21 protein-coding genes and 1 pseudogene are annotated in these 21,739 nt (G+C 62.2%); 12 read left to right on the forward strand and 10 right to left on the reverse strand.

What is annotated here, in order from left to right; genetic code table 11:
* Positions 1 to 127 precede the first annotated feature (127 nt).
* The 3 genes from L1P09_RS19625 (at position 128) to pdeM (ending at position 4,411) form a co-directional block, all read left to right on the forward strand.
* Positions 128 to 1,243, forward strand: coding sequence for a succinylglutamate desuccinylase/aspartoacylase family protein (locus L1P09_RS19625; protein WP_029886597.1), 1,116 nt, complete (start codon positions 128 to 130; stop codon positions 1,241 to 1,243).
* 67 nt (positions 1,244 to 1,310) lie between these two features.
* Entirely contained in the window at positions 1,311 to 3,758 is a 2,448-nt protein-coding gene (locus L1P09_RS19630) for a ligase-associated DNA damage response DEXH box helicase (protein ID WP_235768024.1), read from the forward strand.
* The gene (gene pdeM, locus L1P09_RS19635) at positions 3,755 to 4,411 is read left to right on the forward strand and encodes a ligase-associated DNA damage response endonuclease PdeM (protein ID WP_047149549.1); all 657 of its coding nucleotides are present in this window, start codon (positions 3,755 to 3,757) and stop codon (positions 4,409 to 4,411) included. Before L1P09_RS19630 ends, pdeM begins: the two co-directional genes overlap by 4 nt.
* Before the next feature lie 7 nt (positions 4,412 to 4,418).
* Here pdeM and L1P09_RS19640 read toward each other — a convergent pair whose 3' ends face one another.
* Both L1P09_RS19640 and dcd read right to left on the reverse strand, forming a co-directional pair.
* Positions 4,419 to 4,646 carry a hypothetical protein gene (locus L1P09_RS19640; RefSeq protein ID WP_009684572.1) on the reverse strand — a complete coding sequence of 76 codons (228 nt, stop codon included), beginning with the start codon at positions 4,644 to 4,646 and terminating at the stop codon, positions 4,419 to 4,421.
* A gap of 92 nt (positions 4,647 to 4,738) precedes the next feature.
* Entirely contained in the window at positions 4,739 to 5,305 is a 567-nt protein-coding gene (gene dcd, locus L1P09_RS19645; protein WP_009684571.1) for a dCTP deaminase, read from the reverse strand.
* Between the two features lie 327 nt (positions 5,306 to 5,632).
* Here dcd and L1P09_RS19650 point away from each other — a divergent pair, with 327 nt between their 5' ends.
* Entirely contained in the window at positions 5,633 to 5,842 is a 210-nt protein-coding gene (locus tag L1P09_RS19650) for a cold-shock protein (RefSeq protein ID WP_003254922.1), read from the forward strand.
* A gap of 483 nt (positions 5,843 to 6,325) precedes the next feature.
* On the opposite strand, the pseudogene L1P09_RS26505 reads toward L1P09_RS19650, so the two are convergent.
* Together L1P09_RS26505 and apbC are read right to left on the reverse strand one after the other, a co-directional pair.
* Positions 6,326 to 6,523: pseudogene (locus L1P09_RS26505) on the reverse strand (IS110 family transposase); the annotation flags it as partial.
* 8 nt (positions 6,524 to 6,531) lie between these two features.
* The gene (gene apbC / locus L1P09_RS19655; RefSeq protein WP_054904059.1) at positions 6,532 to 7,626 is read right to left on the reverse strand and encodes an iron-sulfur cluster carrier protein ApbC; all 1,095 of its coding nucleotides are present in this window, start codon (positions 7,624 to 7,626) and stop codon (positions 6,532 to 6,534) included.
* Positions 7,627 to 7,783: 157 nt separating this feature from the next.
* On the opposite strand from apbC, the gene metG reads away from it, so the two are divergent.
* The 3 genes from metG to L1P09_RS19670 all read left to right on the forward strand — a co-directional run bounded on the left by metG (position 7,784) and on the right by L1P09_RS19670 (position 10,836).
* Complete coding sequence (metG, locus tag L1P09_RS19660; RefSeq protein ID WP_054904058.1) at positions 7,784 to 9,823, forward strand: methionine--tRNA ligase; 2,040 nt, start codon at positions 7,784 to 7,786, stop codon at positions 9,821 to 9,823.
* Between the two features lie 93 nt (positions 9,824 to 9,916).
* Complete coding sequence (nth, locus tag L1P09_RS19665; protein WP_009684568.1) at positions 9,917 to 10,555, forward strand: endonuclease III; 639 nt, start codon at positions 9,917 to 9,919, stop codon at positions 10,553 to 10,555.
* Between the two features lie 104 nt (positions 10,556 to 10,659).
* Complete coding sequence (locus tag L1P09_RS19670; protein ID WP_009684567.1) at positions 10,660 to 10,836, forward strand: PA3496 family putative envelope integrity protein; 177 nt, start codon at positions 10,660 to 10,662, stop codon at positions 10,834 to 10,836.
* A gap of 46 nt (positions 10,837 to 10,882) precedes the next feature.
* On the opposite strand, the gene L1P09_RS19675 is transcribed toward L1P09_RS19670, so the two are convergent.
* On the reverse strand, positions 10,883 to 11,506 hold the full coding sequence (locus L1P09_RS19675; RefSeq protein ID WP_009684566.1) for a response regulator transcription factor: 624 nt from the start codon (positions 11,504 to 11,506) through the stop codon (positions 10,883 to 10,885).
* Positions 11,507 to 11,870: 364 nt separating this feature from the next.
* Between L1P09_RS19675 and L1P09_RS19680 the strand changes: the two genes are divergently transcribed.
* Positions 11,871 to 12,344, forward strand: a complete 474-nt coding sequence (locus tag L1P09_RS19680; protein ID WP_054904057.1) for a hypothetical protein — start codon at positions 11,871 to 11,873, stop codon at positions 12,342 to 12,344.
* Between the two features lie 700 nt (positions 12,345 to 13,044).
* Here L1P09_RS19680 and L1P09_RS19685 read toward each other — a convergent pair.
* Together L1P09_RS19685 and L1P09_RS19690 are read right to left on the reverse strand one after the other, a co-directional pair.
* The gene (locus tag L1P09_RS19685) at positions 13,045 to 14,262 is read right to left on the reverse strand and encodes an argininosuccinate synthase (RefSeq protein ID WP_029886602.1); all 1,218 of its coding nucleotides are present in this window, start codon (positions 14,260 to 14,262) and stop codon (positions 13,045 to 13,047) included.
* A 171-nt stretch (positions 14,263 to 14,433) separates the two neighbouring features.
* Positions 14,434 to 15,360, reverse strand: a complete 927-nt coding sequence (locus L1P09_RS19690; protein WP_235768025.1) for a flagellar protein MotY — start codon at positions 15,358 to 15,360, stop codon at positions 14,434 to 14,436.
* Positions 15,361 to 15,489: 129 nt separating this feature from the next.
* Between L1P09_RS19690 and pyrC the strand changes: the two genes are divergently transcribed.
* Both pyrC and rnt read left to right on the forward strand, forming a co-directional pair.
* Entirely contained in the window at positions 15,490 to 16,536 is a 1,047-nt protein-coding gene (gene pyrC, locus L1P09_RS19695) for a dihydroorotase (protein ID WP_235768026.1), read from the forward strand.
* 59 nt (positions 16,537 to 16,595) lie between these two features.
* On the forward strand, positions 16,596 to 17,207 hold the full coding sequence (rnt, locus tag L1P09_RS19700; RefSeq protein WP_232108621.1) for a ribonuclease T: 612 nt from the start codon (positions 16,596 to 16,598) through the stop codon (positions 17,205 to 17,207).
* 101 nt (positions 17,208 to 17,308) lie between these two features.
* Here the strand turns inward: rnt and L1P09_RS19705 are convergent, their stop codons facing one another.
* Complete coding sequence (locus L1P09_RS19705) at positions 17,309 to 17,911, reverse strand: peroxiredoxin (protein ID WP_009684560.1); 603 nt, start codon at positions 17,909 to 17,911, stop codon at positions 17,309 to 17,311.
* Positions 17,912 to 18,134: 223 nt separating this feature from the next.
* Between L1P09_RS19705 and L1P09_RS19710 the strand changes: the two genes are divergently transcribed.
* Positions 18,135 to 18,353: a bacterioferritin-associated ferredoxin gene (locus tag L1P09_RS19710; RefSeq protein WP_009684559.1), complete on the forward strand. Its 219-nt coding sequence runs from the start codon at positions 18,135 to 18,137 to the stop codon at positions 18,351 to 18,353.
* A 199-nt stretch (positions 18,354 to 18,552) separates the two neighbouring features.
* A complete protein-coding gene (gene bfr / locus L1P09_RS19715; RefSeq protein ID WP_009684558.1) occupies positions 18,553 to 19,026 on the forward strand; it encodes a bacterioferritin in 474 nt (157 codons plus the stop codon).
* Between the two features lie 55 nt (positions 19,027 to 19,081).
* Here bfr and grxD read toward each other — a convergent pair whose 3' ends face one another.
* Positions 19,082 to 19,417: a Grx4 family monothiol glutaredoxin gene (gene grxD, locus L1P09_RS19720; protein ID WP_009684557.1), complete on the reverse strand. Its 336-nt coding sequence runs from the start codon at positions 19,415 to 19,417 to the stop codon at positions 19,082 to 19,084.
* A gap of 91 nt (positions 19,418 to 19,508) precedes the next feature.
* Entirely contained in the window at positions 19,509 to 21,617 is a 2,109-nt protein-coding gene (locus tag L1P09_RS19725; protein ID WP_054904055.1) for a molybdopterin oxidoreductase family protein, read from the reverse strand.
* Between the last annotated feature and the right edge of the window lie 122 nt (positions 21,618 to 21,739).

A 21,739-nucleotide genomic window follows, 5' to 3' on the forward strand; every position in this document is an offset into this window, starting at 1 on the left:
CTCGCTCGCGCAGCCCACCCTCACCGAGTTTCGGCAAACCCTGTGCAGGCGCAACGCCGAAAACTGTGCTTCTATCTGTGTGCCGACCCGTGTCGCAGACCGTTTTCGCCACGCAGCCAGGACCACCATGCACCATTCAACACACGACCTGCTTTCACCCGTTCCGGGCATCACCCGCCAACTGCACAGCTTCCACTTCGGCCCCCGCGGTGGTGGCAAAGTCTATATCCAGGCATCGCTGCACGCCGACGAGCTACCCGGCATGCTGGTCGCCTGGCACCTCAAGCGCCGCCTGGCAGAACTGGAACAACAGGGCCGTCTGCAGCGCGAGATCATCCTGGTGCCGGTGGCCAACCCGGTTGGCCTGGAGCAGGTGCTGCTGGACGCGCCACTGGGGCGCTTCGAGCTACAGAGTGGCGAGAATTTCAACCGTAATTTCGTCGATCTGTCGGACACCATCGGCGACCAGATCGAAGAGCACCTCAGCCAGGACCCTGCCCACAACGTTGCGCTGATCCGCGAGTACCTGCGCCGCGGGCTGGACGCGCACCCGGCGCGCACGCCGCTGCAGGCCCAGCGCCTGATCCTGCAACGGCTGGCCTGCGATGCCGACCTGATACTGGACCTGCACTGCGACTTCGAAGCGGTGGAGCACCTGTACACCACACCCGACGCCTGGCCTCAGATCGAACCGCTGGCCCGCTACCTGGGTGCACAGGCCAGCCTGCTGGCCACCGATTCGGGCGGGCAGTCGTTCGACGAGTGCTTCAGCCTGGTCTGGTGGCAGTTGCAGCAGCGCTTCGGCAAACGCTTCCCTATCCCGTTGGGCTGTTGCTCGGTCACGGTCGAGTTGCGCGGGCAGGCCGACGTCAGCCACGCACTGGCCAGCAAGGATTGCGGGGCGATTCTCGACTTCCTCACCCATGCCGGCATTATCGAGGGTGCCAAGCCGGCACTCCCCGCCCTGCTGCGCCCGGCTACACCGCTGGCCGCCGTAGAACCGGTGGCGACACCCCTGGGTGGGTTGCTGGTGTACCACGCCAAACCAGGCCAGCAACTGGCGGCAGGCCAACTGATCGCCGAAGTCATCGACCCCCTCAGCGACCGGGTCACTGCCGTGCGCAATAGCCAGGCCGGTCTGTTGTACGCCCGCAGCGTACGGCGCATGGCTACCGCGGGCATGGTCATCGCCCATGTGGCCGGCGAGCAGGTGTGCCGGAGCGGTTACCTGTTGGGCAATTGATCCGGTAAAACCATTGCCGCCGGCGGGTGGTCTGTAGAAGCACAACCTTCGAAGGACCCTGCGCCCCATGCCCACCACCGACCTCGCCAACGCCTGGTTCAGCAAACGTGGCTGGAAACCGTTCGCGTTCCAGCGCCGGGTCTGGGCGGCGGTAGAGCGCGGCGAGTCTGGCCTGCTGCACGCCAGCACCGGTGCCGGCAAAACCTACGCGGTGTGGCTGGCGGCACTGCGCGCATTCAAGGCCCAGGCACAGGGGCGCCAGGCAGCCCCCATGCAGGTGATATGGATCACGCCCATGCGTGCCCTGGCCGCCGACACTGCGCGCGCCCTGCAAGCGCCCCTCGATGAGCTGGGTTTGCCGTGGAATGTCGGCGTACGCAGCGGCGACACCAGCAGTGCCGAGCGGGCCCGGCAAGCGCGGCGCCTGCCCAGCGTGCTGGTCACCACCCCGGAAAGCCTGACCCTGCTACTGACGCGTGCCCAGGCCGAAGCCGATTTCGCCACGCTGCGCTTGATCGTGGTCGACGAATGGCACGAGTTACTGGGTAACAAACGCGGCGTACAACTGCAGTTGGCCTTGGCCCGCCTGCGCCGCTGGCACCCTGGCCTGCCGACCTGGGGTTTGTCTGCCACCTTGGGCAACCTGCAGCATGCACGGGACGTGCTGCTGCCCGAGGGCGGCCTGTTAGTGCAAGGCCGGCAAGACAAAGCACTGCAGGTCGATACCCTGCTGCCCGGGGCCATAGAACGGTTTCCCTGGGCCGGGCACATGGGCCTGAAAATGCTCGACCAGGTCAGCCGCGAGGTCGACGCCAGCGCCAGTTGCCTGGTGTTCACCAATACCCGGGCCCAAGCCGAGCTCTGGTACCAGGCCCTGCTGGAAAGCCGCCCCGACTGGGCCGGCCTGATCGCCTTGCACCATGCCTCACTGGCCCGGGAAACCCGCGACTGGGTCGAACGCAGCCTCAAGCAGGGCAGCCTGAAGGCGGTGATCTGCACCTCCAGCCTGGACCTGGGGGTAGACTTTCTGCCCGTGGAGCGGGTGCTGCAAATCGGCTCGGCCAAGGGCATCGCACGCCTGATGCAACGGGCCGGCCGCTCGGGCCATGCCCCCGGGCGGCGCTCCCGGATAACCCTCGTACCTACCCACAGCCTGGAGCTGGTCGAGGCAGCAGCCGCTCGCCAGGCACTGGAAGCTGGGCACATCGAGGCGCGTTTCTCCCCCCGGCTGTGCATGGACGTACTGGTGCAGCACCTGGTCAGCATGGCCTTGGGCAGTGGCTTTCGCGCCGACCAGTTGCTGGCCGAAGTGCGCAGCACCTGGGCGTTCGCCGGCTTGCGCGACAGCCAGTGGCAGTGGGCCCTGGACTTTGTCTGCCACGGCGGCAGTTCACTGACGGCCTACCCCGACTACCAGCGCGTCGAGCGCCATGCCGACGGCGTTTATCGAGTGGCCAGCGAGCGCCTGGCGCGGCGCCATCGCATGGGCATCGGCACCATCGTCAGCGATGCCAGCCTGCAGCTCAAGTACTGGAGCAAGGGCGGCGGCGGCAAGACGCTGGGCAGTGTCGAGGAGGCCTTCATCGCCCGCCTGCGGCCCGGCGATACGCTGGTGTTCGCCGGGCGGGTGCTGGAACTGGTGCGGGTGGAAAACATGACCGCCTACGTACGCCGCAGCACCGCACGCAAGGCTGCCATAGCACGCTGGAACGGCGGGCGCATGCCCTTGTCGAGCGAGCTGGCCGATGCGCTGGTCGAACAGCTCGACGCTGCCGCCCACGAACGTTTTACCGGCCCGGAAATGCGCGCCGTGCGCCCGCTGCTGGCACTGCAAGCCCAATGGTCGGCTCTACCCACCACGGCTACGCTGCTGGCGGAGACCTTCAAGTCGCGCCAGGGCTGGCATCTGTTCCTGTACCCCTTCGCCGGGCGCATGGCCAACCTGGGCCTGGCCAACCTGATTGCCTGGCGGGTGAGCCGCCAGCAACCCCTGTCGGTATCGATTGCCGTAAATGACTATGGCTTCGAGCTGCTCAGCCCTGGCCATGTGGACTGGGCGACGCACTTACCGCAGGCGCTGGGCACCGAGCAGCTGCTGGAGGATGTGCTGGCCAGCCTCAACGCGGGTGAAATGGCGCTACGCCGTTTCAGGGAAATTGCCCAGATTGCCGGGCTGGTGTTTGGCGGCTATCCGGCGGCGCAGAAAAGCATGCGGCAGATTCAAGCTTCCAGTGGCCTGTTCTACGAGGTGTTTCGCAAACATGATGCAGGCAACCTGCTGCTCGGCCAGGCCCGTGACGAGGTGCTGAGCGAGGAACTGGAAATTGACCGCCTGCATCGCCAACTGTTGAAAATGGCCGGCCTGCAACTGGACCTGCGGGCATTGAAGCGGCCGGGGCCGCTGGCGTTCGCCTTGCTGGTGGAGGGCATGCGCGAGACGTTGAGCACCGAGAAGCTGGCGGACCGTATTGCGCGAATGGTGGCAGAACTGGAACAGGCGGCGAACAAGGAATGACTCAACAGCATCAGGCCATCGAACATTGCGGCCAGGAGTTATGGCTGCTCCCGGACAAGGCCATCTACTGGCCGGCGCAGCGTGCATTGCTGGTTGCCGACGTGCATATCGGCAAAGCCGCCAGTTATCGCGCATTGCACCAACCGGTGCCGCGCGGCACCACCGAGGCGACCCTGGCGCGGCTGGATGACCTGCTGGCCCACTACGCTTGCGAACAGCTGATCGTACTCGGCGACTTCCTGCACGCGCGCAGCGCACGGGCACCTGCCACGCTGGCTCGTCTGCAGGCATGGCGCGACCGCCATCCTGGCCTGCACATCGTGCTGATACGCGGCAACCACGATCACAACGCCGGCGATCCCCCCGAAACGCTGGGCATCACAGTGCTGGATGAACCCTGGCTGCTGGGTCCCTTCGCCCTGCAGCACGAACCGCATGCTCACCCGGAACGGCCAGTGCTGGCCGGCCACGTGCACCCGGTCTTCATCCTGCGTGGCAGGGCCAGGCAACGCCTGCGCCTGCCGTGCTTTCTGATCGACGAACAAGTGAGCCTGCTGCCCGCATTCGGTGAGTTCACCGGCGGCTGGGAAATAGCGCCGCTGCCCACCAGCCAGGTCTACCTGGCTGGCGCCGGCCGAGTCTGGCCGCTTTAGCAGCGCATCACGCTACAGGCGCTGGGGGAGGCTCGTCAGGCAAGGTCGGCTCGCCCGGTTCCATGGGTGGGGATTCACCTGGCTGCGCAGGCTGCGGCGTATCGGGGTCAGGCTGATGGGGCACGCCCCCGGCCTGCATGGGCAACGGATGCGCCAGCAAAGCCCAGGGCAACAACCCGATGTGGTTGGGCTGCAGACCTGCCAGCTTGGCACTGATTGCGGGATGGAGTTTCATTGGCTGCTCCTGACGAAACCGATGCACATCATGAGCACCGGCGTACTTCGTTGGAGTGGCAAAAGCGCAGGTAATTCCCCGCGCTCGTCGGCTCAGGTCCGCGGCAGGGTCACACCGCGCTGGCCCTGGTACTTGCCGCCGCGGTCCTTGTACGACACATCGCACGCTTCGTCAGACTGCAGGAACAGCATCTGCGCCACGCCTTCGTTGGCATAGATCTTTGCCGGCAGCGTGGTGGTGTTGGAGAATTCCAGGGTCACGTGGCCTTCCCACTCAGGTTCCAGCGGGGTGACATTGACGATGATGCCGCAACGGGCGTAGGTGCTCTTGCCCAGGCAGATGGTCAGCACGTCGCGCGGAATGCGGAAGTACTCGACCGTGCGCGCCAGGGCGAACGAGTTCGGCGGAATGATGCACACGTCGCTCTTGATGTCGACGAAGCTGCCAGCGTCGAAGTTTTTCGGATCGACGGTCGCCGAGTTGATGTTGGTGAACACCTTGAATTCGTCGGCGCAGCGCACGTCGTAGCCGTAGCTGGAAACACCGAAAGAGATGACCCGGCTGTCCTGCTCGCCGCGCACCTGGCGCTCGACGAACGGCTCGATCATGCCGTGTTCCTGCGCCATGCGGCGAATCCACTTGTCCGATTTGATGCTCATGGCGGGGTGTCCTGAAGAGTTGCGTGGTGGAAAACGTGGTGCGCATCTTACCGGTCCCGGCGCCCAGGTTAAAGTTCCATCCCTCACCCCGCGTCGGGCGCGGCTTGCAGCCGCCGTCGATCCGAATTTGCCTAAACCGCATTCAGACCATTGGCAGGTTGCGGAAAGTGGGGTAAGGTGGCGCCACTGTGCTGCACGTGACACCGAGAATCTCTAGTTTGATGCACGATCCTGATCGGCCCATCGCTGAATTTTCTGCTCTCTTTGCGCTCAGTCCCGGTCAGGGTGTTTCCTGACCGTTATCAAATTGTCCAAGGAGACAGAAAAATGTCCAACCGTCAATCCGGTGTTGTTAAGTGGTTCAACGATGAGAAAGGCTACGGCTTCATCACCCCTCAGTCGGGCGACGACCTGTTCGTGCACTTCAAAGCCATCCAAGCTGACGGCTTCAAAACCCTGAAAGAAGGCCAGGCTGTTACTTTCGTCGCTACCCGCGGCCAGAAAGGCATGCAGGCTGAAGAAGTTCAGATCGCCTAAGCCGATCTAGCTTCCTAGCTTTCAAAAAACCCGCCTTCTGGCGGGTTTTTTTATGCTTGGTCGAAATTCGCCGCTGGCTTCTTCGCGGGCACGCCCGCTCCCATAGGGATCGCGCAGGCTTCAAGTGCTGTGCAGTGCTTGTAGGGGCAACTGTCTTTCCAAAATTTGAAAAGCCTGCGCGATTCATTGTGGGAGCGGGCTTGCCCGCAAAGCAGGCGACGCGGTGTCTGGCACCAGCTGCGCCGGTGTTCGCGGGCACGCCCGCTCCCACAGGAATCGCGCAGGCTTCAAGTGCTGTGCAGTGCTTGTAGGGGCAACTGTCTTTCCAAAATTTGAAAAGCCTGCGCGATTCATTGTGGGAGCGGGCTTGCCCGCGAAGCAGGCGACGCGGTGTCTGGCACCGGCTGCGCCGGTGTTCGCGGGCACGCCCGCTCCCACAGGAACCGTGTGATCTTCGAGTCCAACGGTGGACTGCACCTAGCTCAAGCGCCTCAGGTCATCATCGCGCTGTTGAACCAGTCGATCACGTTGCTGCAGCAACTCCCTAAGAAGCGCACGCTCCGGACTGATCCGCAGGGTGGGCTGATCTGGACTGACTTCAGCGTAATGGGCCAACGCTTGGGCATCGATAGCATCGGTTTTGGCTTTGATGCCGATGGCCCCTGCGAACGCTCGGGCTCGCTCTCAGGTCAATCTTCGCTGATGGTGATGCTCGGCATCGCCGGCGCCGCAGCTTCCTGCAGCACGATCCGCGCCCCTACCTGGCGCGCCAGCTCCTGATAGACCATGGCAATCTGGCTTTCCGGCTCGGCAATGGCGGTCGGCTTGCCGTTGTCGGCCTGCTCGCGGATGACCATCGACAGTGGCAGCGAGGCCAGCAGATCGACGCCATACTGGCTGGCCAGTTTCTCGCCACCGCCTTCGCCGAACAGGTGCTCGGCATGGCCGCAGTTGGAACAGATGTGCACGGCCATGTTCTCGACCACGCCCAGTACCGGGATGTTGACCTTACGGAACATTTCCACACCCTTGCGGGCATCGAGCAAGGCCAGGTCCTGTGGTGTGGTAACGATCACCGACCCGGCCACCGGCACCTTCTGGGCCAGGGTCAGCTGGATGTCACCGGTGCCCGGGGGCATGTCGATCACCAGGTAGTCCAGGTCGTCCCACGCGGTCTGGGTCACCAACTGCAGCAGCGCACCCGAGACCATCGGGCCACGCCAGACCATCGGCGTGTTGTCGTCGGTCAGGAACGCCATGGACATCACTTCCACGCCATGCGCCTTGATCGGCACAAACCACTTCTGTTCGCGAATCTGCGGGCGGGTGCCTTCGGCGATACCGAACATAACGCCCTGGCTGGGGCCATAGATGTCGGCATCCAGAATACCCACCCGGGCACCCTCGCGGGCCAGCGCCAGGGCCAGGTTGGCGGCGGTGGTCGACTTGCCCACGCCGCCCTTGCCCGAGGCCACGGCGATGATGTTCTTGACGTTGGCCATGGCCGGCACCTGGGCCTGGGCCTTGTGCGCGGCAACCACGCAGTCGATCGACACCTGGGCGCCGCTGACGCCCTCGAGGTTGCCGATGGCGGTCTGCAGCACCTGGGCCCAGCCGTTCTTGAACAGCCCGGCGGCATAGCCCAACTGCAACTGCACGCTGACCTGCCCGCCCTGGATATCGATGGCGCGCACGCAGCCGGCGCTGACCGGGTCCTGGTTCAGGTAGGGGTCGGTGTACTGGCGAAGCACGCCTTCGATGGCGGCACGGGTGACGGCACTCATGGAGACTCCCATTGGCAAACTGAATGTAAAACAGGCGCCTATCCTAACCCGTCAATCATCAGCAGATGCGCTTGCGGGGTGAAATATCTTCGCCAGCCCTTTATAGTGGCCGATCATCCTCATTTTTACCCCGAGCCAGATAAGTAGCCGAGCCACCATGTCCGAGCCACGCCAGATTCTCGTCACCAGCGCCCTGCCCTATGCCAATGGATCGATCCACCTTGGCCATATGCTGGAGTACATCCAGACGGATATGTGGGTACGCTTCCAGAAGCTGCGCGGGAACCAGTGCATTTACGTCTGCGCCGACGACGCTCACGGCTCGGCCATCATGCTGCGCGCGGAAAAGGAAGGCATCACCCCGGAACAACTGATTGCCAACGTCCAGGCCGAACACAGCAGCGACTTCGCCGACTTCCTGGTGGACTTCGACAACTTCCACTCCACCCACAGCGAAGAAAACCGTGAGCTGTCGAGCCTCATCTACACACGCCTGCGTGAGGCCGGGCACATTGCCACCCGTTCGGTGACCCAGTACTTCGACCCGGAAAAGGGCATGTTCCTGGCCGACCGCTTCATCAAGGGCACCTGCCCGAAGTGCGCGGCCGAAGACCAGTACGGCGACAACTGCGAGAAATGCGGCGCCACCTACGCACCGACCGAACTGAAGAACCCCAAGTCGGCCATTTCCGGGGCCACCCCGGTATTGCGCGATTCGCAGCACTTTTTCTTCAAGCTGCCCGACTTCCAGGCCATGCTGCAACAGTGGACCCGCAGCGGCACGCTGCAGGACGCAGTCGCCAACAAGCTGGCCGAATGGCTGGACTCCGGCCTGCAGGAATGGGACATCTCCCGTGACGCGCCGTACTTCGGTTTCGAAATTCCGGGTGAGCCGGGCAAATACTTCTATGTCTGGCTCGATGCGCCTATCGGCTACATGGCCAGCTTCAAGAACCTTTGCGCGCGCCGCCCGGAACTGGACTTCGATGCGTTCTGGCGCGAGGGCTCCAAAGCCGAGCTGTACCATTTCATCGGCAAGGACATCGTCAACTTCCACGCCCTGTTCTGGCCAGCCATGCTCGAAGGCGCGGGCTTCCGCAAGCCGACCGCCGTCAACGTGCACGGTTACCTGACCGTCAACGGCGCCAAGATGTCAAAGTCGCGGGGTACGTTCATCAAGGCCCGTACCTACCTCGACCACCTGCAGCCAGAGTACCTGCGCTATTACTACGCCGCCAAGCTGGGCCGCGGCGTCGACGACCTCGACCTGAACCTGGAAGACTTCGTGCAGAAGGTCAACTCTGACCTGGTTGGCAAGGTGGTCAACATCGCCAGCCGCTGTGCCGGCTTCATCCACAAGGGTAACCAGGGCGTGATGGTTAGCGGTGATGCCGCGCCTGAACTGACCGAAGCCTTCCTGGCTGCCGCCCCGTCCATTGCCGAGGCCTACGAAGGCCGCGATTTCGGCCGCGCCATGCGCGAAATCATGGCGCTGGCCGACCGTGCCAATGCCTGGATTGCCGACAAAGCGCCGTGGTCCCTGGCCAAGCAGGAGGGCAAGCAGGACGAAGTGCAGGCGATCTGCGCCCAGGGCATCAACCTGTTCCGCCAGTTGGTGATTTTCCTCAAGCCGGTACTGCCGCTGCTGGCTGCCGACGCCGAGGCCTTCCTCAACGTGGCCCCGCTGACCTGGAACGACCACCTGTCGCGTCTGGAAAACCACACGCTGAACCCGTTCAAGGCACTGATGAGCCGTATCGAGCTGGCCAAGGTCGAAGCCATGGTCGCCGCCAGCAAGGAAGACCTGCTGGCCGCCGAACCCAAGGCCCCGGCAGGCAACGGCGAGCTGGCCAAGGACCCGCTGTCGGCAGAAATCGAGTTCGACACCTTTGCCGCTGTGGACCTGCGTGTGGCACTGATCGTCAAGGCCGAAGCCGTGGCGGGTGCTGACAAGCTGCTGCAGCTGACCCTGGACATCGGGGACGAACGCCGCAATGTGTTCTCCGGCATCAAGTCGGCGTACCCGGACCCGTCCAAGCTCGAAGGCCGCCTGACCATGATGGTCGCCAACCTGAAACCGCGGAAAATGCGCTTTGGCGTGTCCGAGGGGATGGTCATGGCGGCAGGCCCTGGTGGTGAAGAAATCTACCTGCTGAGCCCGGACAGCGGCGCCAAGCCAGGCCAGCGCATCAAGTAATTGACCGTGGGGGCTGCCTGGCAGCCCCGTTGGCTTCTGCGGCGGGCCAGGGCAATCCCGGCCTGTGCGCGCCATCAAGGAAAGCTCTGTTTCATGAACGCCGCCAAACGCCTGGAGATTTTTCGCAGGCTGCATGAAGACAACCCTGACCCGAAAACCGAACTGGCCTACACCACGCCATTTGAATTGCTGGTGGCAGTGACACTGTCCGCGCAATCGACCGACGTCGGCGTCAACAAGGCTACGGCGCGCCTGTTCCCCGTCGCCAACACCCCCGAGGCCATCTATGCCCTGGGCGTCGAAGGCCTCAGCGAATACATAAAGACCATTGGGCTGTACAACAGCAAGGCCAAGAACGTCATCGAAGCCTGCCGCTTACTGATCGAGCGTCACGGTAGCCAGGTACCCCAAACCCGTGAAGCGCTGGAGGCACTGCCAGGTGTCGGCCGCAAGACGGCGAATGTGGTGCTGAACACGGCGTTCCGCCAGCCGACCATGGCCGTCGATACGCATATTTTCAGGGTCAGCAATCGCACGGGCATAGCGCCGGGCAAGACTGTGCTGGAAGTGGAAAAGAAACTGGTCAAGTTCGTACCCAAGGACTACCTGCTGGACGCCCACCACTGGCTGATTCTCCATGGCCGCTATGTTTGCCAGGCACGCAAGCCAAGGTGCGGCAGCTGCAGGATCGAAGACCTGTGCGAGTACAAGCACAAAACTTCTGACGATTGAGCGGATAGCTGAAAACCACTGCAGGCGATTGAAAAAATCTTTTTTACCAGCGCCTGCTTTCTGGTTATAAGGTCGGCCAACGGCCCCTTGGCTTGGAGCGACTCATGAGTACCGATAAAGACGACCTGTCGATCGAAGATGATTTTGTTGCCGTAGAAGATGACGCGGAGCCCCCGGTGGAATCTGCAAAAACCAACCTCAGCAAACGCCGCACCATCGACAACTTGCTCGAAGAACGGCGCCTGCAGAAACAACTGGCCGATTTCGATTACGACCTGTAGCCCCACCTTGGCAAAGCCTCCTGCCCGGAGGCTTCATGGCCTGTGCTCAGCTCAGGCCTTGCCGTTGCGCCAACTCGATCAGGTCTACCAGCGACCGTGCATTGAGCTTGAGTAGCAGGCGTGACTTGTAGGTACTGACCGTCTTGTTGCTCAGGTACATGCTGTCGGCAATTTCCTTGTTCGAACGGCCGCGCGCCAACTGTTGCAACACGGTCATTTCCCGGGCCGAGAGGCGGTTGACCATGTCCACCTCGCTGCCCGTGCCCCTGCCCCGGGCCGCGTGCAGGGCCTGGTTGGGGAAGTAGCTGTAGCCCGAGAGCACCGCCTTGATTGCGCTCAACAGCTCGGTAAGTTCCTGTTGCTTGCATACATAACCCGCCGCCCCCGCCTGCATACAGCGCATCGAAAAATTGCCGGGTGCCTGCGACGTCAGTACCAGCACCTTGCTGCCTGGGCTGAAGCTGGCCATGCGGGCAATCACCTCCAGGCCATCCAGCTTCGGTATACCGATATCCAGCACCACGATGTCCGGCAGGTGTTGCCGCGTCAGCTGCAATGCAGCCACCCCATTGTCGGTCTCCCCCACGACGTCATACCCATGCCGCTCCATCAGCATGCGCACGGCAAGGCGTATGACCGGATGATCATCAACGATAAGCACTTTATTCATGCGACATCCATTCATTCACTGTTGTGGCTTTGGCACGCCAAGATAACTGACAGAACGACCGATGGCGCGGCGATTTGCCGACGAAACTCATGTGCAGACAAAACCTACAATAGTTGCGGAAACTTCCTACACATCGCGACTATGGTTGTAACAAACAAATTCCTTATTACCGATTACAGGCGTGTACCCGGTGGCCAGTTGCACTTTGAGCACAGACTGTCAGGTGCTGAAACACCCCTGCCCGACTTCGGGGTGAAGCGTGGATCAGGGACTTAGCCCGTTGTCGCGCACCGGGAAGCAGTCCAGTCTTTAGTTGCCCGGCGCAGTAGGGCAAAGATGGGCAAAACCGCTGGAGGCAGCCACCATGAGCCAAGCACAACCTGTCGCCCCGCTGACGATCATTGCCATCTTCGCCGGGATCATCGAAGCCTCCGCCCTGGCCACACTGCCCTTTCTCAGCGAGTCCAGCCAGAAGCTCTATACCTGGTTCCTGGTGGGCTTTCCGTTCTTCCTGACCGCGCTGTTTTTCCTGACACTCAACTTCAACTACAAGTCGTTCTACAGCCCGTTACCCAACAAGGCAGCACCGGACAGCGCGCCCCCACCCAGCAGTGAAGCCCTCGCTGCCATGCCGCAGGAGGGGTTGCCAGGCGAGCCCGTCACCTTCATGTTTTCTGGCCCGGATGCCTGTCGCCTGATGGAACAGCAACTGTTGCAAGCGCTTGCGCAACCACCAACGCCGCCCCGCACCTGGCGCTTTTGCAATGTGGATAAAGGCCAATGCGCACAATTGTCCATCAGCCCACTGGGCAGTGAGGCCGCGAACCCATGCAACTGAAACTCTTCATTTCGAGCAGGCACAAAAAACCCGGCCGCAGCCTAATGCCAGTCAGTTAAGTAATTTGGGGCCGCTTCGCGACCCTTCGCGGGCACGCCCGCTCCTACAGGGGATAGCGCATCTCTTGCGTTCAGCGCCTGTGGGAGCGGGCGTGCCCGCGAAGGGCTGCAAAGCAGCCCCAGTTACCCAACAAAACAGCACCGGACAGCGCGCCCCCACCCGGCAGTGAAGCCCTCGCTGCCATGCCGCAGGAAGGGGTTGCCAGGCGAGCCCGTCACCTTCATGTTTTCTGGCCCGGATGCCTGTCGCCTGATGGAACAGCAGCTGTTGCAAGCGCTTGCGCAACCACCAATGCCGCCCCGCACCTGGCGCTTTTGCAATGTGGATAAAGGCCAATGCGCACAATTGTCCATCAGCCCACTGGGCAGTGAGGCCGCGAACCCATGCAACTGAAACTCTTCATTTCGAGCAGGCACAAAAAACCCGGCCGCAGCCTAATGCCAGTCAGTTAAGTAATTTGGGGCCGCTTTGCGACCCTTCGCGGGCACGCCCGCTCCCAAAGGGGATAGCGCATCTCTTGCGTTCAGCGCTAAACGTGTGGGAGCGGGCGTGCCCGCGAAGGGCTGCAAAGCAGCCCCAGTAACGCTTAACCGACAGGCATTAGGCCGCAGCCGGGTTCTTTCATGGCACAGGCCAGCAATCAGAGCAGCGAACGGCCCTTGTTGGCGGCAATGCGCATACGCAAGGCGTTGAGCTTGATGAAGCCAGCAGCGTCGGCCTGGTTGTAGGCGCCGCCATCTTCTTCGAAGGTGGCGATGTTGGCATCGAACAGCGAATCATCCGATTTACGGCCAACCACGGTGACATTGCCTTTGTACAGCTTCAGCCGCACCACACCGTTCACGTTGACCTGCGAAGCGTCGATCATCTGCTGCAGCATCACGCGCTCCGGGCTCCACCAGTAACCGGTGTAGATCAGGCTGGCGTACTTGGGCATCAACTCGTCTTTGAGGTGAGCAACTTCACGGTCCAGGGTGATCGACTCGATGGCACGGTGGGCCTTGAGCATGATGGTGCCACCAGGCGTCTCGTAGCAGCCACGCGACTTCATACCGACATAACGGTTTTCGACGATGTCGAGGCGGCCGATGCCGTTGGCACCGCCGATGCGGTTCAGGTCGGCCAGAACGGTTGCCGGGGTTTTCTCGACACCGTCAATGGCAACGATGTCGCCGTTGCGGTAGGTGAGTTCGATGTAGGTGGCCTGGTCCGGGGCGTTCTCAGGCGAGACACTCCAGCGCCACATGTCCTCTTCGTGCTCGGTCCAGGTGTCTTCCAGGACACCGCCTTCGTAGGAGATGTGCAGCAGGTTGGCGTCCATCGAGTACGGCGACTTCTTCTTGCCGTGGCGCTCGATCGGGATACCGTGCTTTTCGGCGTAGTCCATCAGCTTTTCGCGGGACAGCAGGTCCCACTCACGCCATGGGGCGATGACCTTGACGCCAGGCTTGAGCGCGTAGGCACCCAGCTCGAAACGCACCTGGTCGTTGCCCTTGCCGGTAGCGCCATGGGAAATGGCGTCTGCGCCGGTTTCGTTGGCGATTTCGATGAGGCGCTTGGCGATCAGCGGGCGGGCGATGGAAGTACCCAGCAGGTACTCACCTTCGTAGACGGTGTTGGCGCGGAACATCGGGAACACGAAATCACGCACGAATTCTTCGCGCAGGTCGTCGATGTAGATCTCTTTAACACCCATTGCCTGAGCCTTGGCGCGGGCCGGTTCGACCTCTTCGCCCTGACCCAGGTCAGCGGTGAAAGTCACCACTTCGCAGTTGTAGGTATCCTGCAGCCACTTGAGAATCACCGAAGTATCAAGGCCGCCGGAATACGCCAGTACGACCTTTTTTACGTCCGCCATGCCATCACTCCACGGGGTTGTACGGAAAAGGACCGATTCTAACGGCGTTAACGATAAATTTACAGTGGCGCGACAGCTTCTGACGACAAAGCGACAAGAACTTTCACAGGGGCGACGGACGGTAGTGAGGCAGGCAAGTCAAGGGCCTGCGGTGCACGCGACTGTCCAACCTCAAGGTTGCCTGGCCGGCGCAGCAGCAGCAGGGGGGGCTTGCTCGGTCGGTTTCTCCACCGGTTTTTCAGGCACCACCACCCGGTCCAGCTCGATGTTCACTCGCCGATTCCGCGCCCGGTTCGCCGCCGTGTTGTTCTTGGCCACCGGGTAGCGCTCGCCGTGGAAGCGTACGGTGATCTGCTCATCCTTGACGCCATGAGCCTTGAAGTAGTCCGCCACCGCCAGCGCTCGGCGGCGTGACAGGTCGCGGTTGGTCAGGCGATTACCGCTGTTGTCGGAGTGACCGTTGAGCTCGACATGGTTCACCGAAGGGTCGGCCTTCATGTATTCGAGAATCACATCCAGCCTGGCCTTGGCCGCGTCATCCAGTTCGATGCCGCCGCCCGGGAAACCGACCTGGGTCTGGCGCACCTGGTCGTAGTTCATGGGCAGCAGCTTGGCGGCACACACCTGGTAATCGCTGTAGGCCTTGGCAAAGCTCACCGGCAGTACCCGCACCTCCACGGGCCGGCCAGCTTCGCCCGCAAAGCTGCGCACCACCGTGCTGCGCCCGTCGAGCAAGCCATTGATCAGGCGGCTGGCCTGGCCTTGCGAAGAACTGAACAACACGCCGGTACGGGCCATGCGCACGCTACCCAGGTTGATATCACCACGACCGGGTTGCCACGGCGCCGCCGCCGCCAGCAGGCTGGCAGTGCCGGCCCCCAGTATGTTGCTGGCCGAGCGCAACTGGAACACTGCCTGCTCGCCCGCCCGGCGTACGAACTCACCACTGCCAAAGCCATCGATCGGCTGGATTAGCCGGCACTCGAACGGGTCACCCTCGACCTTCCAGGCAATGTTCTCCATGCGCGTCTGAAAAGTCAGCGCGGCAGCCGGCAGGCTGGCGAACAGGGTCAACAGGGTCAGGTAACGCTGGCGCACGGGCGGCTCCACAATTTCAACGGCTTACCTGCAGGCTATCGGACGCCAACCGGAAAACTTGATAGCCGTGCTCGGCCCAGGGTTTTCCGGTAGCATTGGGGCTTGAGTTCGACCCGCCTGGAATCCCCAATGTCCGATCGCCTGACCCTCCTGCGCCCCGACGACTGGCACATCCATCTGCGTGATGGTGCCGTCCTGCCCCACACCGTTGGCGATGTGGCGCGTACTTTCGCCCGCGCCATCATCATGCCCAACCTGGTTCCGCCGGTGCGCAACGCCGCCGAGGCCGGTGCCTACCGTGAACGCATCCTCGCTGCCCGCCCGGCAGGCAGCCGCTTCGAGCCGCTGATGGTCCTGTACCTCACCGACCGTACCAGCCCCGAAGATGTGCGTGCCGCCAAGGCCAGCGGTATCGTGTATGCCGCCAAGCTGTACCCGGCGGGCGCCACCACCAATTCCGACTCGGGCGTGACCAGCATCGACAATATCTTCCCGGCCATCGAGGCATTGGCGGAGGTCGGCATGCCGCTGCTGGTGCACGGCGAAGTGACCCGCAGCGAAATCGACGTGTTCGACCGCGAGAAGCGCTTCATCGACGAGCACATGCGCCGCCTGGTCGAGCGCTTCCCGGCCTTGAATGTGGTGTTCGAACACATTACCACCAGCGATGCCGCGCAGTTCGTCACCGAGGCACCGGCCAATGTTGGCGCGACCATCACCTCGCAACACCTGCTGTACAACCGCAACCACATGCTGGTCGGTGGCATTCGCCCGCACTTCTACTGCCTGCCGATCCTCAAGCGCAACACCCACCAGGTGGCCCTGCTGGATGCAGCCACCAGCGGCAACCCGAAGTTCTTCCTCGGTACCGACTCGGCCCCGCACGCCCGTCACGCCAAGGAAGCGGCCTGCGGCTGCGCCGGCTGCTACACCGCCTACGCGGCTATCGAGCTGTACGCCGAAGCGTTCGAGCAACGCAACGCGCTGGACAAGCTGGAAGGTTTCGCCAGCCTGCACGGCCCAGCTTTCTATGGCCTGCCGGCGAATACCGACACCATCACCCTGGTCCGCGAAGAATGGACCGCCCCGCAGAGCCTGCCATTCGGCGAGCAAACCGTGGTGCCGCTGCGCGCTGGCGAGAAATTGCGCTGGCGCCTGCTGGAGGAAAACGCGTGAGCGAAGACCTCTACGAAGACGACCTGGAAAGCCAAGGCAACAGCGGGTCGCGCCATCCAATGGCCGAGCGCTTCCGCGGTTACCTGCCGGTTGTAGTGGACGTGGAAACGGGCGGCTTCAACAGCGCCACCGATGCCTTGCTGGAAATTGCTGCAGTGACCATCGGCATGGACGAGAAAGGCTTCCTGTTCCCCGAGCACACGTACTTCCACCGGGTGGAGCCGTTTGAAGGCGCGAACATCGAGGCGGCCGCGCTGGAGTTCACCGGCATCAAGCTCGACCACCCGCTGCGCATGGCTGTCAGCGAGGAAACCGCGCTGACCGATATTTTCCGCGGTGTGCGCAAGGCCCTGAAGGCCAATGGCTGCAAGCGGGCGATTCTGGTCGGCCATAACAGCAGCTTCGACCTCGGTTTCCTCAATGCGGCCGTGGCGCGCAATGACGTGAAGCGTAACCCGTTCCACCCGTTTTCCAGCTTCGACACGGCCACCCTGGCCGGCCTGGCCTATGGCCAGACCGTACTGGCGCGGGCTTGCCAAAGCGCCGACATCGACTTCGATGGGCGTGAAGCGCACTCGGCGCGGTACGACACCGAGAAAACGGCGGAGCTGTTCTGCGGCATCGTCAACCGCTGGAAGGACCTGGGCGGCTGGCGCGACTTCAACGATTGACCTGTGGGCCGCCTGGCGGCCCTTTCGCAACACAAGCCCGCAGCCACCACCCAGGCACAAAAAAACCGGCCACCAGGGCCGGTTTTTCATGCGCGCCGCAATTACAGCTTGCCGGCGTTCTCGCTCAGGTAGGCGGCTACGCCTTCTGGCGAAGCGTTCATGCCTTTGTCGCCTTTTTTCCAGTTGGCCGGGCAGACTTCGCCGTGCTCTTCGTGGAATTGCAGGGCGTCGACCAGGCGCAGCAGTTCGTCCATGTTACGGCCCAGTGGCAGGTCGTTGACGATCTGCGAACGAACAACACCGTTGGTGTCGATCAGGAAGGCACCACGGAAGGCCACGCCACCTTCGGACTCAACGTCGTAGGCTTTGCAGATTTCGTGGGTCATGTCGGCAGCCAGGGTGTACTTCACCTGGCCGATGCCGCCGTTGTTGACCGGGGTGTTGCGCCAGGCGTTGTGAGTGAAGTGCGAGTCGATGGACACGCCGATCACTTCTACGTTGCGCGCCTGGAAGTCAGGGATGCGGTGGTCCAGGGCGATCAGCTCGGACGGGCAGACGAAGGTGAAGTCCAGCGGGTAGAAGAACACCAGGCCGTACTTGCCCTTGATGGCCGAAGCCAGGTTGAAGCTGTCGACGATCTCGCCGTTGCCCAGCACGGCCGGTACGGTGAAATCGGGGGCTTTCTTACCAACGAGTACGCTCATTGTAATCTCCTGATGAGGATGTAGAACCGTTTGCCGGGCCAGACGGGCCTGCCCGACATCCAACAAAGGGGACCATCATACACGGCTTCTGATGACAGGCCGAATCCAACGAGCAGGCAACCGCCGGTCGCTCAAGCACAGGCCTTGCAGAAAGTGCTTTGACAAGCATTCTCATTAACATTAAGCTCCAACCCATCGACTCAAACAGCGATGGTCAGCCCTTATGTATGTGTGTCTTTGTGTCGGCGTTACTGACGGACAGATCCGCGACGCGATCTATGAAGGATGCTGCAGTTACAAGGATGTGCGAGCCGCGACCAATGTCGCCAGCCAGTGTGGCAAATGTGCCTGCCTGGCCAAGCAAGTAGTCCGCGAGACCCTGACCGAGTTGCAGGTCAGCCAGGCGGCCCTGCCCTACCCGGTAGAATTCACCACCGCCTGAAACCAGAATTTCCAAGAACCGGACCTAGTGTCCGGTTTTTTTATGCCTACATATCAATAAGTTAGGGCAACAACGCGGTTCACAAACATTCTTATTCCTATTAATTTTCATTTATTATTCAATCACTTAGGTTTGACACACTTGCGCATCGGGCTCAAACTTCCTGCTATTGGCACACTTCTACAGGGCAGGAACCCAAATGAAAGGCGACGTAAGCGTCATCCAGCATCTCAACAAGATCCTCGGAAACGAGCTGGTCGCGATCAACCAGTATTTCCTGCACGCACGCATGTACGAAGATTGGGGCCTGAACAAACTCGGCAAGCACGAGTACAAGGAATCGATCGACGAGATGAAGCACGCTGACAAGTTGATCAAGCGTATTCTCTTCCTCGAAGGCATCCCTAACGTTCAGGACCTGGGCAAGCTGTTGATCGGCGAGCACACCAAGGAAATGCTCGAGTGCGACCTGAAGCTCGAACACAAGGGCCTGGCCGATCTCAAGGCCGCCATCGCCCACTGCGAAACCGCCGGTGACTTCGGCTCGCGTGACATGCTGGAAGATATCCTCGAGTCCGAGGAAGAACATATCGACTGGCTGGAAACCCAGCTGGGGCTGATCGACAAGATCGGTATCGAAAACTACCTGCAATCGCAGATGGGCGAAGAGTAACCACCCGCTGCATAAAAAAACCCGCGATCAGCGGGTTTTTTCATGCTTGCCGAAATCAGGCTTCGGCAGCTTTGGCCTTGGCGGCGGCGTCCTTGATCAGGGCCTGCAGCTCACCCTTTTCGAACATTTCCAGCATGATGTCGCTACCGCCGACCAGCTCACCGGCCACCCACAGCTGCGGGAAGGTCGGCCAGTTGGCGTACTTTGGCAGGTTGGCGCGGATTTCCGGGTTCTGCAGGATGTCGACGTAGGCGAACTTCTCGCCACAACCCATCACAGCCTGCGATGCCTTGGCCGAGAACCCGCATTGCGGGGCATTCGGCGAACCTTTCATGTAAAGCAGAATGGTGTTGTTGGCAATCTGCTCTTTGATCGTATCGATGATATCCATCTAGCACCTCAGCTGAACTTTCCGACGCGATCGTCGGCACGGTGAGGCATTGTAACGGAAAGCCGAGCAGCATGCTCGGCCTTACCATCGCTCAAGCGGCCTCGACCTGCACAGGGACGCCATTGAGCGCCGCATTGCCCGACACCTGATCACGCAAGCGCTCGTCGGTCAGGTCATTGGCACTCACGCCAGGCTGCGCCTGGGCGACCTGCAGGTGTACGCCCTGCCGGCCATGCCCGAACCCATGGGGCAAGCTGACCACACCGGGCATCATGTCCTCGCAAGCCAGTACCTCGACTTCCAGGGCACCGGTGCGCGAGCGAATCCGCACCCGCTGGCCATCCTGCAGTTGCCGCTGCTGCAGATCGTGGGGGTGCATCAACAACTGGTGCCGGGGCTTGCCTTTGACCAGTCGATGAAAGTTGTGCATCCATGAGTTGTTGCTGCGCACGTGGCGGCGCCCGATCAACAACAATTCGTTCGGCGCTGGCGGTGCTTGCCGAGCCAGCCGCTGCAAATCGTCCAGCAGCACCTGGGGCGCCGCTTCGATCGCCTTGCTGGCAGTGGCCAGGCGAGCCTCGAGGTTGGCGCGCAACGGGCCAAGGTCGAGGCCATGCGGGTGCTCATCGAGCTTGGCCAGGGATAGCTGCCAGGCGGTTGCCTCGCCGTAGCGGCCTTTGCGCAGGGCCAGGTCGATCATCTGTGCGGGCGCCACGGTCGGCTTGATCTCCAGCCCGGCACGCCTGGCATAGGCCTGCGCCAGCCCGACGAAAATTTCCCAGTCATGCAAGGCGCCCTGCGGCTTGGCCAGGATCGCCCGGTTGAAGCGCGTGATGTTGCGCACGGCCAACAGGTTGAATGTGCTGTCGTAGTGATCATTTTCCAACGCCGAGGTCGAGGGCAGGATCAAGTCGGCATGGCGTGTGGTCTCGTTGATGTAGAGGTCGATGCTGAGCATGAACTGCAACCCCTCCAGCGCAGCGTCCAGCTGGCGACCGTTGGGCGTGGACAGCACAGGGTTGCCGGCCACCGTCACCAGGGCATGCACCTGCCCCTCGCCGGGCGTCAGCATTTCTTCGGCGAGGGCCGCCACCGGCAGCTCACCGCCGTATTCGGGCAACCCCGATACCCGGCTCTGCCAGGCATTGAAATGCCCACCCGAGGTGGTTGCGACCAGGTCGACGGCCGGCTCCGTACACAACGCCCCGCCGGCACGGTCGAGGTTGCCGGTCACCAGGTTGATCAGTTGCACCAGCCAATGGCACAGGGTGCCGAAGGTTTGCGTCGACACGCCCATGCGCCCGTAGCACACCGCCTTGTCGGCGGCGGCGAAATCCCGTGCCAACTGCCGGATCTCGGCCGCCTCGATGCCACACAGCGCGCTCATGGCCTCGGCGCTGAGAGGCGCCAGTGCCGCGCGAACCTGCTGCAGACCATTGACCGGCACGTGCGAGCGCCGCGTCAGGCCCTCGTCGAACAGCGTGCTGAGCAGGCCGCACAACAGCGCCGCATCGCCCCCGGGGCGAACGAACAGATGGCGGTCGGCCATGGCCGCCGTTTCGCTGCGCCGCGGGTCCACCACCACCAGGCGCCCACCGCGCGCGCGCAGGGCCTTGAGCCGCTTCTCCACGTCGGGCACCGTCATGATGCTGCCGTTGGAGGCCAGCGGGTTGCCGCCGAGAATCAACATGAAATCGGTATGGTCGATATCCGGGATCGGCAATAGCAAGCCATGCCCGTACATCAGGTGGCTGACCAGGTGCTGCGGCAATTGGTCCACCGATGTGGCAGAGAAACGGTTGCGGGTTTTCAGCAGGCCGAGGAAATAATTGCTGTGGGTCATCAACCCGTAGTTGTGCACGCTGGGATTGCCCTGGTACACGGCCACGGCATTGCGCCCATGGGCCTGCTGGATCGCCCACAGCCTGTCGGCGGCCAGGGTAAACGCTTCATCCCACTCAATCGCCTGCCAGTGCTCCCCTACCCGTTTATGGGGCTGGCGCAAACGATCCGGGTCATTCTGAATATCCTGCAACGCCACCGCCTTGGGGCAGACATGGCCGCGGCTGAACGGGTCGAGGGGGTCGCCCTTGATCGAGCTGATCTGCGCCCGCCCCGCGTCGTCATGGCTGATTTCGATGTTGAGCCCGCAGATCGCTTCGCACAGGTGACACGCACGGTGATGCAGGGTCTTGGTCATGGCCGCCTCTGCCTTGTTGTTGGGTAGTGAACGAGCTGAAACTATGCGCCCCGCACCCTACCCCGGCCAGCGCGCTTCGCCGCGTGAATCCACCGACATCAGTGGCACGATTTGCGACAGCC

The sequence above is a fragment of the Pseudomonas juntendi genome (assembly GCF_021560075.1).
GTDB lineage: Bacteria > Pseudomonadota > Gammaproteobacteria > Pseudomonadales > Pseudomonadaceae > Aquipseudomonas > Aquipseudomonas juntendi.